The organism is Rhizobium sp. PAMB 3182 (assembly GCF_052908355.1).
The window spans coordinates 2057152-2071248 of record NZ_CM128607.1 but is presented as its reverse complement, the minus strand read 5'-3'; the positions used below and the strand labels follow the sequence as shown (position 1 = coordinate 2071248).

Sequence of the window (14097 nt, the reverse complement as noted above, 5' to 3'; positions counted from 1 at the left end):
AGGAGGCCGGAGATGGCACCTGTGGTGCCCGAAGCCGGCCTCCGGTCGATCAATGTCAGAGTGCGGGGTCCTTGACCGCATCTGGCGTATCGAAGCTTGCGCCGAACCACTTCTTCTGGATTTCGGCGAGGCGGCCGTCGGCCTTGATCTTCAGCATGGCCGCGTCGATCGCGTCCATCAGCGAGGCGTGGTCCGCGTCCTTCAAACCCGGATAGCCGAAATAAGCCTTCACGCCGAAGGGTGGCAGCACGACGGCGAATGTGTCCGGACGCTGCTTGGCGACGAAGGAAATGTTCGGCAGGGAATTCGCGACACCGGCGATACGGCCGGCGGCGAGATCGGCATAGGCCTCGGTGTTGCCGGGGTATTCGCGGATTTCGACCGGCTTGTCGAGCTTCTCGCCGAAGGTCTTGAGCTGATCGAGCTGGGCGGATGCCTTGCCGGCGCCGATGGCCTTGCCTGCGATGTCTTCCGGCTTGCTGATCGTGTCATCGCCGGCCTTCTTCAGGATGGCGACGGTCGCTTCGGCGATCGGCGGTGTGAAGCGGTAACGTTCGGTGCGGGCCTTGGTGATGGTTGCCGGACCGGCGACGATGTCGAACTTGCCGGCTTCGAGGCCAGGCAGAACGCCTTCCCACGGCAGGGCGACCCATTCGATCTTCACACCCAGTTCCTTGCCAATTTCGGCGAAGAGATCGACGTTGAGGCCGACATGATCGCCGGCGTCGATATAGTCGAACGGCGCGAAGGCGGTTTCCGTGCCGACCTTCAGGACGCCGGAGCTCTTGACGCTTTCGAGGACGTCTGCCGCATGCGCGGTCAGCGACGAGGCAAGAATGATGGCGGTGGCTGCGGCCGCCTTCAGAATACGATTCATCCGCATGGTTCTCTCCAGTTTTCCCCGTGACGACAGGGGTGATTGTTCCCGGTTATGGCGCGGGTTTTGGTCCCGCTTCTGTATTTGACTATACAAATAGATCGAGAAGAAAACGGTCTGTCAATATGCTTGTGTCGACTTTGCGGGCGACGCCGCCGGTTGCTTGTCTAGCCCGCAACCTGAGGTGCGGACAGCTTTGCCTGCTCGCGCGAAATGCCGACAAGCCAGTTCTTGAAGGCGGCGGCATGCGGCTTCTGAAGGGCGGCGCGATCCCATGCGAGCCAATAGCTTTCGGAAAGCTTCAGGCGGATGTCGAATGGTATGACGAGGCTTTGCGTCGCCAGTTCGTCGGTGATCATCGAGATCTGGGCGAGCACGATGCCGCGGCCGGCGACGGCAGCATCGATGGCGCCGCTCGAGAGCGTGAACGATAGGCCGCTGTCCGTTCGGCTGAAGGGGGCGGAGATCAGGGACGCCCAGTCGGCCCAGCGCGGTGGCGGTTTATACATCGGATCCCAGGCGATGTAGAGAAGCGGCAGCGAGAACAGGTCCTCCGGCCGTTCAAGCGTATGTCCGGCAAGGAGCTTCGGTGAGCACACCGGCACCGCCCAATCGGTGAAAAGCTCGACGAAATGCTCATGCCCCCCAATGGCTTCACCGTAGGTGATGCGGAAATCGGCGACATCTCGGCCCAGCCGCGGCTCGTTGTCCGTCCCGACGATCCGGATGTTGGATTCGGGGTGCTTTTCGTGCCAGTCGAAGATCCTCTGGCCGATCCAGCGTGAGGCCACCGACGGGAGGGCGCTCAGAGTGATGGCGTCTGCGTTGCGGGCGCGGTGGATCATGTCCTGGGCGCCGCGGATCAGCGAAAATCCCTTGGCGATCTCCTGATAGTAGAGCTTTCCCCAGGAGGTCAGTTCCACCGTCCGGCCGCTCCGCTCGATCAGTTTCACGCCGAGGTTTTCCTCGATGAGATGGACGTGCTGGCTGATGGCGCCCGGCGAAACGCCAAGATCGCGCGCGGCGGCCGTGACGCCGCCGCAGCGGCCGATCGCTTCAAACGCCTGCAGGTTTCTCAAGGATGGCTGTTCTGGCATGGGACACGTGGCAATTTTCCCGACAGTTTAGCTCAGCTAAAATTAAAAGCAACTCAGATTGCTTGTCCCGAAACCGGATCGCGATGAACATCAGGGGAGAGCAAGAACGAAAGAGGGTAACATGTTTCTGAAAAACGCTTGGTACGCCGCCGCCTGGGACCATGAGGTCGGCCGGCAATTGACCCCGATGAAGATCCTCGGCGAGCCGATTGTGCTCTACCGGACAGCGGACGGACGCCCGGTGGCGCTGGAAGATGCCTGTCCGCACAGAAAGCTGCCGCTCTCGATGGGACGGTTGAAGGGCGACCAGGTCGAATGCGGCTATCACGGCCTGACGTTCGACTGTTCCGGCGCTTGTACCCGGGTGCCGGGCGCGGAGCGCATTCCGCATGTGGCGCAGGTCAGGTCCTATCCTGTCGAAGAGCGCTACGGCTTGGTCTGGATCTGGATGGGCGAGGCCGAGAAGGCCAATCCCGACGAGATTTTCGAAGTCGAGCACTATGACGATCCGTCATGGGGCATCAATCGCGGCGACTCGATGCAGCTTGCCGCTAACTACCTCTACCTGACCGACAACCTGCTCGACCCCTCGCATGTCGCCTGGGTCCACCAGAGTTCGTTTGCGAGTTCGGCATGTGAGGAAACGCCGCTGCAGACAACCATCAAGGATGATGGCGTCGTGGTCTGGCGGTGGATGCTCGACAGCGAGCCGGCGCCCTTCTACGCGCCTTTCCTGCAGTTTTCCGGCAATTGCGACCGCAAGCAACATTACGAGGTGCGCTATCCGTCGAACGCCATCATCAAGGCCATCTTCACGCCGGTCGGTACTGGCGGTGACGAGACCAACCTGCCGCCCAAGGCCTTCTGGATGGACAGCTACAACTTCATGACGCCGGTCGACGAGAACAGCACCCGGTACTTCTGGTTCCAGATGCGCAATTTCGCTCCCGATGACCCGGATGTCTCGGCCCGCTTCGCCAAGTCGGTTCGCGGCGCGTTCGAAGAGGACAAGGCCGTGCTCGAAGCCGTCCATCATGGAATGGCCAACAAGCACACACCGAACCTCGACCTCAAGATCGACGTCGGCCCGCTGCGCTTCCGCCGGCGCCTGGCGCAGTTGATCGAGGCGGAAAACACAGTAACGGCTGAAGCGGCGGAATGAGCGGATTTCGCAGGTTCACCGTCGTCGAGAAGGTGCGGGAAAGCGCGGTCATCACGTCTTTCATTCTCGAGCCGGCAAAGCAAAGGGACTGGCTGCCTTTCAAGGCAGGCCAGTTCCTGACCGTCAACATTCCCGCCCTCACGGGCGAAGCGGGCAGGTCACTGCGCCGTACCTATACGGTGTCTTCGCCGCCGAGCCTTCATGGACGTTACCGGATCACGGTCAAACGCGAGAGCGCTCCCGGTATCGAGCACGCTTCGGCGCTGCTGCATGACACGGTCAATCCGGGCGACGAGCTCGAAATCGCGGGGCCGTCGGGTGATTTCACGCTCGATACAGACAGCCCGCGCGCCGTCCTCCTCTTGAGCGGAGGCGTCGGGCTGACGCCGATGATCTCGATGCTGCACGAGCTGGCGCACCAGAGCGATCGTCCGGTCTATTTCCTGCACGCCTGCGAGAATGGCGAGGTGCAGGCACTCGGCGGCGAGGTGCGTGCGCTGCAAGCCATCAGGCCCGGCATCCACAGCCACATCTGTTACCGGATGCCGACGGATCAAGACCATACCGCTGTCCGCTTCCAGACGGCGGGAACGATCACGCGCGAGGTGCTGCAGGGCTTCCTGCCGCTTGACGATTACGACGTCTACATGTGCGGGCCCGAGCCATTCATGCAGGCCATGTTCGGTCTCCTGACCGGGCTTGGAATTCGCGAAGAGCGGATCGCCTACGAGTTCTTCACGACCGGCAAGAAGCTTGGTGCGCCCACTCCAGCGCCGATCCGGAAGGATGAGGCGCCTGTCGTGCCGGCCGATGCGTCTTCTGGTCTCGCCATTCGTCTCTCGAAGTCGGAAAAGGACCTGATCTGGGATCCGTCCGCCGCCTCATTGCTTACCTTCCTCGAGGATCAGGGTCTCTCGCCCGAATTCAGCTGCCGTGCCGGGATCTGTGGTTCATGTAAGTGTAATCTTACGGAAGGAAGGGTGGAGCATTTCGAGGAACCGCTTGACGAGTTGGGCGAGAACGATGTTCTGCTTTGCTGCTCCAGACCGCTGCAGCCACTGGTGCTGGACCTGTAACGCCCCCGAAGAAAGACACCGCCGTGAACGCGATCGATAACAGTGCCATCCTGCCCGCGGGCTTCCTCTCGTCACTCGAAGAGGCTGTCGGACCGCGGAACGTGAAGACCGGAGCGGATGTGTTGAGCACCGATCCGGGCTGGCATCCAGACAATCTGCGCTGCGGTGTCATCGTCTATCCGGGCTCCACCGACCAGGTCTCAGCCGTCGTCCGGCTCTGCCGGGAACACCGCATCGCCATCGTGCCGCATGGCGGCAAGACCGGGCTGGTGGGCGGCGGCATCTCGAAGGCCGGCGAGATTGTCGTCAGCCTGGAACGCATGAACCGCATCGAGCGTCTCGATTCCGTCGAGCAGGTCGCCGTCGTCGAGGCGGGTGCCATATTGCAGACCTTGCAGGAGGCCGCCGCCGTTGAGGGGCTCAGCCCCGGCATCGATCTCGCCGCCCGCGGATCGGCGACGATCGGCGGTATGGTGTCGACCAATGCCGGTGGCATCATGGCGTTCCGCAACGGCGTCATGCGGCACCGCGTTCTCGGGCTCGAGGCCGTCCTCGCCGATGGCAGCGTGTTCTCGGATCTGACCCGCGTCGTCAAGAATTCCGCTGGCTACGATCTCAAACATCTCTTCATCGGCGCGGAAGGCACGCTCGGCATCGTGACGCGGGTCGCCGTCAAGTTGGAGCCGGTGGTGCCGGAGGCCGCGACCGCGCTCTTCGGGCTGCCGTCGCTCGCCGCCGTCTTCGCGCTACTGACGAAGGCTCGCTCTTTCGGATCCGGCCAGCTTGCCGCCTGCGAGGCCATGTGGAGCGGCTTTTTCGGCTTTTCAGCCGCCAATCATGGCTGGAGCGCGCCGGGATATCGCACCGACAATCCGGTGAACCTTCTTCTGTCCTTTTCCGGATACGACGAAGCGCGCATAAGCGACGAGATTGCCGGCTTCTATGAGGCGATGCTGGAGCAATTCCCCGAAACCGAGGCGGTGCTGGCGAGTTCGCTTGCCCAGAGGGACGCACTCTGGCGTCTTCGGGAAGACACTGAACAGATCTATCACGCCTACCCGGCGGCCCCGTCCTACGACGTGTCGGTTCCGCTCTCGGAGACCGAGGCCTATGTGGCGCGTCTCGAAGAGGGCTTGCGGTTGGTCGATCCGGACCTGAAGCCCTTCATCTTCGGCCACATCGCCGACGGCAACCTGCACATCATCCTGAACCGGCGCGGCGGCGACATGCCCGCCGAAACGCTCGCCGCCGCAGAAGCCGTCATCTACAAGGACATCCGCTCCCTCGGCGGCTCGTTTTCGGCGGAGCATGGCGTGGGCTCGAAACGCATCCACTCGCTGAACGAGACCGCCGACCCGGTGAAGCTGCACTGGATCGGCCAGATGAAGCGTCTGCTCGACCCGGATAACCTCTTCAATCCCGGCAAGCTTGTGCTGTAGGAAGCCGCCAATCACCACGGCAGCCTAGCCGCCGCCAGGGATGTGAAGCGCGTTCAGCTTGCCGGCTCCGGATCCGGATAAGCCTTCGACAGGTGCGACCAGAAATTTTCCATTGCCGAACTTCCGGGAATATCGCGGCGGAAGGCCAGGACATCGAGATTGACCTCCTCCAGGCCGTTATCCAGCGGAACGAGAGATCCGTTTTTGAGCTCTTCCGATACGGCGCTGTACGGCAGCCAGCCTATTCCCTTGCCCTGCTGGATCATGCGCTTGACGGCTTCGGACATCGAGTTTTCAAAGACCGCGTGCAGTTCGGGTGCCGACGACCGCATCTTGCGGATGAGGTCGGCCTGCACCTTTCCGAGAAAGCAATCCATGCTGTAGGACACGAGCGGTATTCCGGTCTTCTTGCGATCCATTTCCAGCGAGTAGAGCGCAGTCCCGTCCTCCTTCGCCTTCGTCACGAGAAGGAAGGGGTCCGTTCCGATCTTTCTGGAAAGAAACCGCCCCGCCTGCAGCACCGGTGGCCCCAGCGGGTGGCCGTAGCAGAGCGCAATCTCGCATCTTCCGAGCGACAGCGCTTCGATGCAGTCGTAAAAATCGGTGGCGCTCATTCGGGTGATGAACGGTCCCGCCATTTTTTCGATGTCGGTCAGCAGCTCGGGAAAGATGCTGAGTGCGATGGTGTGCAATGCGCTGAAGCTGATTGCCTCCGAACTCGCGCTCGCCTGCTGGCGGCAATCGTCGCGCAGGCGGTAAATTTCGCGCATCAGGTCGCGGCCGGTTTCGAAGAAAATTTCACCAGCCCTGGTCAGCTTGACCGGGAAGCTGCTTCTGTCGATGAGTTCGGTGCCCACCCAGTTTTCGAGAGCCTTGATGCGCCGGCTGAAGGCGGGTTGGGTCACGTGGCGCGCCGCGGCGGCGACGGAGAAATTGCGTACCGCCGCCAGTTCAACGAAATCCTCAAGCCAAATCAATTCCAAGCGTTGCCCTCGTCAAATGCGCATAGGTTATAAGGAAATGGCATTTGCCACAACGGGAGCCAGATGCATGATCGATGAAACACGCTTTCATCCAGCCTGTTTCATCGGAGCACCGCCAGCATGCGCACCGTTTACGTCAACGGCAATTATCTTCCTGAAAACGAAGCAACAATTTCCATCTTCGATCGTGGTTTCATTTTCGCCGACGCGGTCTATGAAGTGACCGCCGTCATCGATGGCAGGCTCGTCGATTTCCCCGGCCATCTTGCCCGTCTTCGCACCTCTTTGGCCGAGATCAAGCTGACACTGACGATGGACGACGACGCCTTGCTGGCCGCGCACCGGCAGCTGATTGAGCTCAATGGACTGGTGGAAGGCCTGATCTATCTGCAGGTGACACGCGGAGCGGCGGACCGTGATTTTCTCTTTCCCCCGGCAGGAACCGACGCGACGGTCATCATGTTCACCCAGAAGAAGACGTTGGTGGACAACCCGGTCGCCGAACGCGGGCAGCATGTGATCCTCGTGTCGGACGATCGCTGGCGCCGGCGCGACATCAAGACGGTTCAGCTGCTCTATCCGGTCCTCGCCAAGAACCTCGCCCGGGAAAAGGGCGCCGATGATGCCTGGATGGTCGAGGAGGGCTACGTCACCGAGGGCTGTTCCAACAATGCCTACATTGTCACGCAGGACGGCACGCTGGTCACCCGCCAGCTGTCGAGCGACATTCTCGCGGGGATCACGCGTCACTCGGTTTTGAAATGCGCCTCCGACCTGCAGATCAAGGTGGAGGAACGTGCCTTTTCCGTCGAGGAAATCAGGAACGCCCGGGAAGCGTTTTCGACGTCGGCATCGGGTTTCGTCAATCCGGTCGTGAAGGTGGATGACACGCAGATCGGCAACGGTCTGCCCGGGCCGGTCGCCCGGCGATTGCGGGAAGTCTACATCGAAGCCAGCAAGGCGATGGCGCTCTGAGCGCCGCCACGAGGCTTCACTCCGCCTCATAGATGCCGATTTCGGGTTCGCCGCCCTCGCATTGGGCGGCGCGGTACATGCCGGGCGTGTTGAAGATCATCACGGGATCCCCGGATGTACCGACCGCTATGATGCCGCCGCGTCCGTCGATTTCCATGAGTTCCTTCATCACCTTGCGAGACGCGGCGTCCGCCAGCGACAGGCCTGCATATTCCATCAGCGCGGCGATATCGCGGGCGACTGTCAGCCGGATGAACATCTCGCCATGTCCGGTCGCCGAGACGGCGCAGGACCGGTTGCTGGCATAGGTTCCGGCCCCGATGAGCGGGCTGTCGCCGATCCGGCCGGGCCGCTTGTTGGTCATGCCGCCCGTCGAGGTGGCTGCCGCCACATTGCCCATGCGATCGCGCGCGACCGCGCCGACGGTGCCGTATTTATTGTCGTTGTGATCGAGCGAAACCTGGTTCTTTGCCATCGCCTTGCGCAGCTGTTCCAGCCGGAAATCCGTCATGAAATAGGTATTCGGGACCATGGCCACGTCATGCTCCCGGGCAAAGCGTGATGCCCCTTCGCCCGCCAGCATGACGTGGCTCGACCGTTCCATGACCAAGCGGGCGAGGCTCACGGGATTGCGGATGTCGGCAACGCCGGCCACAGCCCCGGCGGCAAGATCGGAGCCGCGCATGATCGCGGCGTCAAGCTCGGCTGTTTCGTCCGCCGTGAGAACAGCGCCATATCCGGCATTGAATAGAGGATTGTCTTCCAGCGCGTTGACGGTGGCTTCCACCGCCGCCTCGCTGGCGCCGCCGGATTCAAGCACCTCGCGCCCGCGCGCCAACGCATCGGCGAGACCCTTTCGATAGGCGCTTTCGCGCTCTGCCGTCATGCTTTCCTTCAATATGGTTCCGGCGCCACCATGCAGCGCGATCGCCCAGCCGTTGGTCATGTCTCGTTCTCGTCGTTTTCAAAGCAGTCGCCGCAGCCAAGCATGCGGCGCGCGTTCCATCAATGCTTGCTGCTATGCAAAGACGGCATACGACATGCCGACTTTGCCTTGGACAGCAAGGAAATAGCCGTCTTTGATAGGTTTATTGTGCGGCGCAACAGATTTAACAATTGCCGCCAAAGGGGAACGATTTTGCATGGAAAACGGCGAGCCCGATGGGGTTGGACGTAACGGCAATCTGTTGGAAATCGAAGGCCTCGACATCGCGTTCGGCCACGGTCCGGCCACCTTCACGGCGGTTCGCAATCTTGACCTGTCGATAAGGCGCGGAGAGACCGTCGCGATCGTCGGCGAATCCGGCTCCGGCAAGTCTGTCAGCGCGCTGTCCATCATGCGGCTCGTCGAATTCGGTGGCGGACGGATTGCCGGCGGTTCGATCCGGCTTCAAAGGCGGGATGGCTCGGTCACGTCGATCGAGACCTTGCCGGAGGAGCAAGTGCGCGGGATCCGCGGCGATGAGATTGCCATGATCTTTCAGGAACCGATGACCTCTCTCAATCCGGTTCTGCTGATCGGCGATCAGATCATCGAGGCGATCGTCACCCACCAGGATAGGACGAAGAAGGAAGCAAGCCGGATCGCTCTGGACATGCTGGAGACGGTGCGCATTCCGAATGCAGCAGCCGTGATGAAGCGCTATCCGCATCAGCTTTCCGGCGGCATGCGCCAACGCGTCATGATCTCGCTCGCCCTTTGCTGCAATCCTCAGCTCCTGATCGCCGACGAGCCGACGACGGCGCTCGACGTCACAATCCAGGCCCAGATCCTTCGCCTCATCCGTGATCTTCAGAAGAAGACCGGCATGTCGGTTTTGTTCATCACCCACGATATGGGCGTAGTGGCCGAGGTCGCCGACCGGGTCGTGGTCATGTACCGCGGCGAGAAGGTCGAGGAAGGCAATGTGGAAACGGTGTTCAAGACACCGCAGCACGCCTACACCAAGGCGCTTCTCAACGCCGTGCCCAGTCTCGGCGCGATGCGCGGCACGACCTCGCCGGCGCCCTTCGAGCATCTGGCCTTCGGCGACAGGAAGGCGGCCGCCGCTGCGGGAGACGCGCCGCGCGTCGACTACAAGGCTCCGCCGCTCCTTTCGGTGCGGGGCCTGACGACACGCTTCGACATTACGGGTGGCCTGTTTGGACGCACCCAGTCCCGTGTCCATGCCGTCGAAGGGATCGATCTCGACATATGGCCGGGTGAGACGCTTGGCATGGTCGGTGAATCGGGATGCGGAAAGTCGACCACGGGCCGGTCGCTGCTGCGTCTGGTCGGATCGAGCTACCAGTCGTTCATGTTCGACAACCACAACATGTCGGACCTCGCCAAAGCCGATCTTCAGCGCCTGCGCCGGCAGGTGCAGTTCATCTTTCAGGACCCCTATGCCTCTCTCAATCCGCGCCTGACGGTCGGGTTCTCGATCTGCGAGCCGATGCTGATACACGGCATTGAAAACAAGGCCAATGCAATGGATCGCGCCGTCTGGCTGCTCGAGCAGGTGGGGTTGCAGGCCGACCATGCGCAGCGGTATCCGCACGCTTTCTCCGGCGGTCAGCGGCAGCGCATCGCGATTGCCCGGGCTCTGTCCACCAATCCGAAGCTGATCATCGCCGACGAGGCGGTCTCGGCGCTCGACGTCTCGGTCCAGGCCCAGGTCATCAATCTGATGATCGATCTGCAGCGGCGTTTCGGAATTTCCTATCTGTTCATATCGCACGACATGGCCGTCGTTGAGCGGATCAGCCATCGGATCGCGGTGATGTATCTCGGGCAGATCGTCGAGCATGGTCCCCGCCAGCACGTCTTTGAAAATCCGCAGCACAGCTACACCAGGCGCCTGATGTCGGCCGTCCCGATCCCCGACCCCGCTCTGCGCGACAGAGACCGTCCGTTGATAACCGGCGAAATCCCGAGCCCGGTCCGGGCTCTCGATGATCCTCCACAATTGGTTCAGTTCGACGAAGTCGACAAGGCGCACTTCGTTGCTCGTGAGATGCACGCATAAATCAACAACAAAGTCATAATCCCAGAAGGAGAGAACAAAATGAATTTATTCAGGAAACTGAGCCTCGGTACGGCGCTTGTCGTCGGCCTTGCCATGCTGCCGGCCGTTGCCGGCGCTGCCTCGCTCAAGATCGCGATGGACTCCGACGTCGATACGCTCGACCCGCAGGACAGCACGGCCAATGCGGTCGCATCCGTCTCCTCAGGCATGATGGAGCGCCTGATCGGCTTCGACAAGGACATGAAGCTGGTGCCGATGCTGGCGACGAGTTGGGAAGTGAACGACAACGCCACCGAGTTCACATTTCATCTGCGTCAGGACGTGATGTTTCATGACGGCACTCCCTTCAATGCCGAGGCCGTCAAGGTCAACATGGATCGCCTGGCCGACCAGTCGCAAGGGCTGAAGCGCAACGGCATGATGCGCATTGTCAAGTCGACGGACGTGCTCGACGAATACACTGTCCGCATCAACCTTTCCGAGCCCTTCGGCGCCATGCTGGCAACGCTCGCGCATCCGTCGATTGTCATGGAAAGCCCGGCGGCGCTCGCCAAATACGGCAAGGACGTCAGCAAGCATCCCGTCGGAACGGGTCCGTTCAAATTCAAGGAATGGGTTCCGGGCGAGCATCTGACGGTCGAGAAATTCGACGGATACTGGAAGAAGGGCTGGCCGAAGGTCGACGACGTGACCTTCCTGAAGGTCAAGGAGGCAGCGACCGGCATTGCGATGTTGCGGGCCGGTGAGGTGCAGTATGTCGACAACATGTCGCCGGAACTGGTTAAGTCCATAGAAGCGGAATCCGGCTACAAGGTTCTCGAGGTGCCAGGCATCACGGTGTGGACCGCATCGATGAACATGCTGAAGAAGGAATTCCAGGATCCGCGCGTCCGCGAGGCCTTCAACCTCGCCATCGACAAGCAGGCCTTTGTCCAGGTCGTCTTCTCCGGACACGGCAAGGTTCCGGATTCCCCGCTTGCTCCCAACACGGCCTTCTACTCCGCCCAGCAGCCCTATCCGCACGACGTCGAGAAGGCCAAGGCGTTGATGAAGGAAGCCGGCTACGGAGACGGTTTCAAGATCGAGGCCTGGGCCCGCAATACGACCAAGGAAACGCGCATCCTGCAGATGCTCAAGCAGCAGCTTGCGAAGATCAATATCGATGTCGAGATCTTCCCGCTGGAACCGGCGACCCGCTCCGCCAAGCTGTTTGGCGATGTGAAGCCGGAAGATCAGCCCTTTGGCCTGGCGGTCGGCGGCTGGTCGCCTTCCACGGGTGACGCCGACTGGCACCTGCGTCCGGTCTACGGCACGGAGGGCTGGGTTCCGAAGATCTACAACATGGGCTTCTACTCGAACTCCGATGTGGACAAGGACATCGAGACGGGCCTGAGCTCGGCCGACGACAAGATCCGCGGCGACGCCTATGCCGATGCGCAGAAGCGGATCTGGGATGACAAGCCGGTCATCTGGCTCGCCGTCGACAACAAGCTCGCCGGCGCGACGGCCAATCTCGAAGGTGTTTACCCGATGCCCGACGGCACGATGGTCTACGCCGACGCGGATTTCAAATAAGCAACCGCAAAGCGACCCGGCGGGCTGAACCCGCCGGGCTCCCTTTCAGGAACCGGCTGATGACAAGCTACATTTTACGGCGTCTGCTGGCGTTGATCCCTGTTCTGGCGATCATCTCCCTTTTCGTCTTCTCATTCGTCCACGTGCTGCCCGGCGATCCGGCGAGAATGCTGGCGGGCGAACAGGCGACGATCGATGACGTGAACGCGCTGCGCAAGACGCTCGGCCTCGACCAACCCCTGTTCATCCAGTATTTCGGCTTCCTGAAAAACCTCGCCACCGGCGAACTTGGCAATTCTCTGCGAACCGGCGAACCGGTCTACGACATGCTGGCGCGCGCCTTCATGCCGACCTTCTGGCTGTCGATATGTGCCATCGGCTGGTCGATGGTCTTCGGGCTTCTGATCGGGGTCTTCTCCGCCGTCCGGCATGGCAAGCTGCAGGACAAGCTTGGTATGGTGATCGCGGTTTCGGGTATTTCCATCCCCAATTTCTGGCTCGGCATCTTGTTGATGCAGCTCTTCTCGCTCAAGTTCAAATGGCTGGCGACGAGCGGTTTCGAAAAGCCGAGCGACCTGATCCTGCCGTCCATCACGCTCGGCACCACGGTTGCCGCCGTCATGGCCCGCTTCACACGCTCCGCGCTGATCGAGGTGGTCCGCGAGGACTACATCCGCACCGCCCGTGCCAAGGGGCTGGCCCCACGCCTCGTGATCTGGAAACACGCGCTGCGCAATGCGCTGATCCCGATCGTGACCATGACCGGACTGCAGTTCGGATTTCTGCTCGGCGGCTCCATCGTGGTGGAGCGGGTGTTCCGCTGGCCGGGGCTCGGTTCCATCCTGGTCGAGGCGGTCGCCTACCGCGACTACGCTGTCATCCAGGCGGAGCTCATGCTCTTTTCGCTGGAGTTTCTGCTGATCAATCTCGTCGTCGATATTCTCTACGCGCTGATCAACCCCGCAATCCGGTACAAGTGAGGCTCACCGTCCATGACAGACACGACAGAGATCACTCTGACTGAAATGGCCGCCTCAACCACCAGGGCAACTCTGCGCTCACCGCTCGGAGAATTTTGGCGGCGGATGCGCAAGGAGAAACTGGCGCTCGCGGCCGGCATCGTGCTTCTCGCCATGCTCGTTGCGGCCTTTCTGGCACCCCCTTTCATGCCCTTCGGGCCGGACGATTATGACTACGAACAGACCCTTGCCGGCCCGACGCTCGCCCATTGGGCCGGCACCAACGAATTCGGACAGGACATTCTCGTGCGAATTCTTTCGGGCGCCAAGCTTTCGCTCTACATCGGCTTTGCATCGGTGGCCGCCGGCGCGGTCCTCGGCATATTCCTCGGCCTGATCGCCGGATATTACGCCGGCTGGCTCGACGCCGTGATCATGCGCTTGTGTGACGTGTTGTTTGCTTTTCCGGGCATTCTGCTGGCGATCGGCATCATCGCTGTCCTCGGCCCCGGCCTCAACAACGTGATCATAGCAGTCGCGATCTTCTCGGTTCCTGCCTTCGCGCGGATCGTTCGCGGCGGAACACTGGGATTGAAGCAGACGACTTATGTCGAGGCTGCCCGTGCCGCCGGCGCCTCCGACGGGATCATCATGTTCCGCCATATCCTGCCGGGTGTCATGGGCAGCGTGATCGTCTACCTCACCATGCGCATCGGTTCGTCGATGCTGACGGCCGCAAGCCTTTCCTTCATGGGTCTCGGCGTCGAGCCTTCCACATCGGAATGGGGCGCGATGCTGTCGGCGGGGAGGGAATACATCATGGCCGGCGCGTGGCACCTGACCTTCTTTCCCGGCCTCGCCATCTTTATCACCGTTCTGTGTTTCAATGTTCTGGGCGACGGGCTACGGGATGCCCTTGATCCGAAACTGAACGATTCGAGATGAG

At 61.4% G+C, this 14097-nt stretch carries 12 protein-coding genes; 8 read left to right on the top strand and 4 right to left on the bottom strand.

Annotated elements, in window-relative coordinates:
* Positions 1–55: 55 nt before the first annotated feature.
* Positions 56–883: a transporter substrate-binding domain-containing protein gene (locus tag ACU5AZ_RS10250; RefSeq protein WP_446825888.1), complete on the bottom strand. Its 828-nt coding sequence runs from the start codon at positions 881–883 to the stop codon at positions 56–58.
* A 161-nt stretch (positions 884–1044) separates the two neighbouring features.
* Complete coding sequence (locus tag ACU5AZ_RS10245) at positions 1045–1974, bottom strand: LysR substrate-binding domain-containing protein (RefSeq protein WP_446825887.1); 930 nt, start codon at positions 1972–1974, stop codon at positions 1045–1047.
* A gap of 121 nt (positions 1975–2095) precedes the next feature.
* On the opposite strand from ACU5AZ_RS10245, the gene ACU5AZ_RS10240 reads away from it, so the two are divergent.
* From ACU5AZ_RS10240 to ACU5AZ_RS10230, 3 genes are read left to right on the top strand one after another with little or no spacing between them, the layout of a single operon-like run.
* The gene (locus ACU5AZ_RS10240) at positions 2096–3136 is read left to right on the top strand and encodes an aromatic ring-hydroxylating dioxygenase subunit alpha (RefSeq protein WP_446825886.1); all 1041 of its coding nucleotides are present in this window, start codon (positions 2096–2098) and stop codon (positions 3134–3136) included.
* A complete protein-coding gene (locus ACU5AZ_RS10235; RefSeq protein ID WP_446825885.1) occupies positions 3133–4212 on the top strand; it encodes a 2Fe-2S iron-sulfur cluster-binding protein in 1080 nt (359 codons plus the stop codon). Before ACU5AZ_RS10240 ends, ACU5AZ_RS10235 begins: the two co-directional genes overlap by 4 nt.
* A gap of 23 nt (positions 4213–4235) precedes the next feature.
* Positions 4236–5651 carry an FAD-binding oxidoreductase gene (locus ACU5AZ_RS10230; protein WP_446825884.1) on the top strand — a complete coding sequence of 472 codons (1416 nt, stop codon included), beginning with the start codon at positions 4236–4238 and terminating at the stop codon, positions 5649–5651.
* A 53-nt stretch (positions 5652–5704) separates the two neighbouring features.
* On the opposite strand, the gene ACU5AZ_RS10225 is transcribed toward ACU5AZ_RS10230, so the two are convergent.
* On the bottom strand, positions 5705–6634 hold the full coding sequence (locus ACU5AZ_RS10225) for a LysR family transcriptional regulator (RefSeq protein WP_446825883.1): 930 nt from the start codon (positions 6632–6634) through the stop codon (positions 5705–5707).
* 120 nt (positions 6635–6754) lie between these two features.
* On the opposite strand from ACU5AZ_RS10225, the gene ACU5AZ_RS10220 reads away from it, so the two are divergent.
* Positions 6755–7609: a D-amino-acid transaminase gene (locus ACU5AZ_RS10220; protein WP_446825882.1), complete on the top strand. Its 855-nt coding sequence runs from the start codon at positions 6755–6757 to the stop codon at positions 7607–7609.
* A 16-nt stretch (positions 7610–7625) separates the two neighbouring features.
* Here the strand turns inward: ACU5AZ_RS10220 and ACU5AZ_RS10215 are convergent, their stop codons facing one another.
* Positions 7626–8555, bottom strand: a complete 930-nt coding sequence (locus ACU5AZ_RS10215) for an isoaspartyl peptidase/L-asparaginase family protein (RefSeq protein WP_446825881.1) — start codon at positions 8553–8555, stop codon at positions 7626–7628.
* A gap of 196 nt (positions 8556–8751) precedes the next feature.
* Here ACU5AZ_RS10215 and ACU5AZ_RS10210 point away from each other — a divergent pair, with 196 nt between their 5' ends.
* The 4 genes from ACU5AZ_RS10210 to ACU5AZ_RS10195 are packed head-to-tail and all read left to right on the top strand — an operon-like array spanning position 8752 to position 14096.
* Positions 8752–10617: an ABC transporter ATP-binding protein gene (locus ACU5AZ_RS10210; RefSeq protein ID WP_446825880.1), complete on the top strand. Its 1866-nt coding sequence runs from the start codon at positions 8752–8754 to the stop codon at positions 10615–10617.
* Between the two features lie 39 nt (positions 10618–10656).
* A complete protein-coding gene (locus tag ACU5AZ_RS10205; protein WP_446825879.1) occupies positions 10657–12192 on the top strand; it encodes a glutathione ABC transporter substrate-binding protein in 1536 nt (511 codons plus the stop codon).
* 59 nt (positions 12193–12251) lie between these two features.
* Positions 12252–13172 carry an ABC transporter permease subunit gene (locus ACU5AZ_RS10200; protein ID WP_446825878.1) on the top strand — a complete coding sequence of 307 codons (921 nt, stop codon included), beginning with the start codon at positions 12252–12254 and terminating at the stop codon, positions 13170–13172.
* 12 nt (positions 13173–13184) lie between these two features.
* The gene (locus ACU5AZ_RS10195; protein ID WP_446825877.1) at positions 13185–14096 is read left to right on the top strand and encodes an ABC transporter permease subunit; all 912 of its coding nucleotides are present in this window, start codon (positions 13185–13187) and stop codon (positions 14094–14096) included.
* The last annotated feature ends 1 nt before the right edge of the window (position 14097 follow it).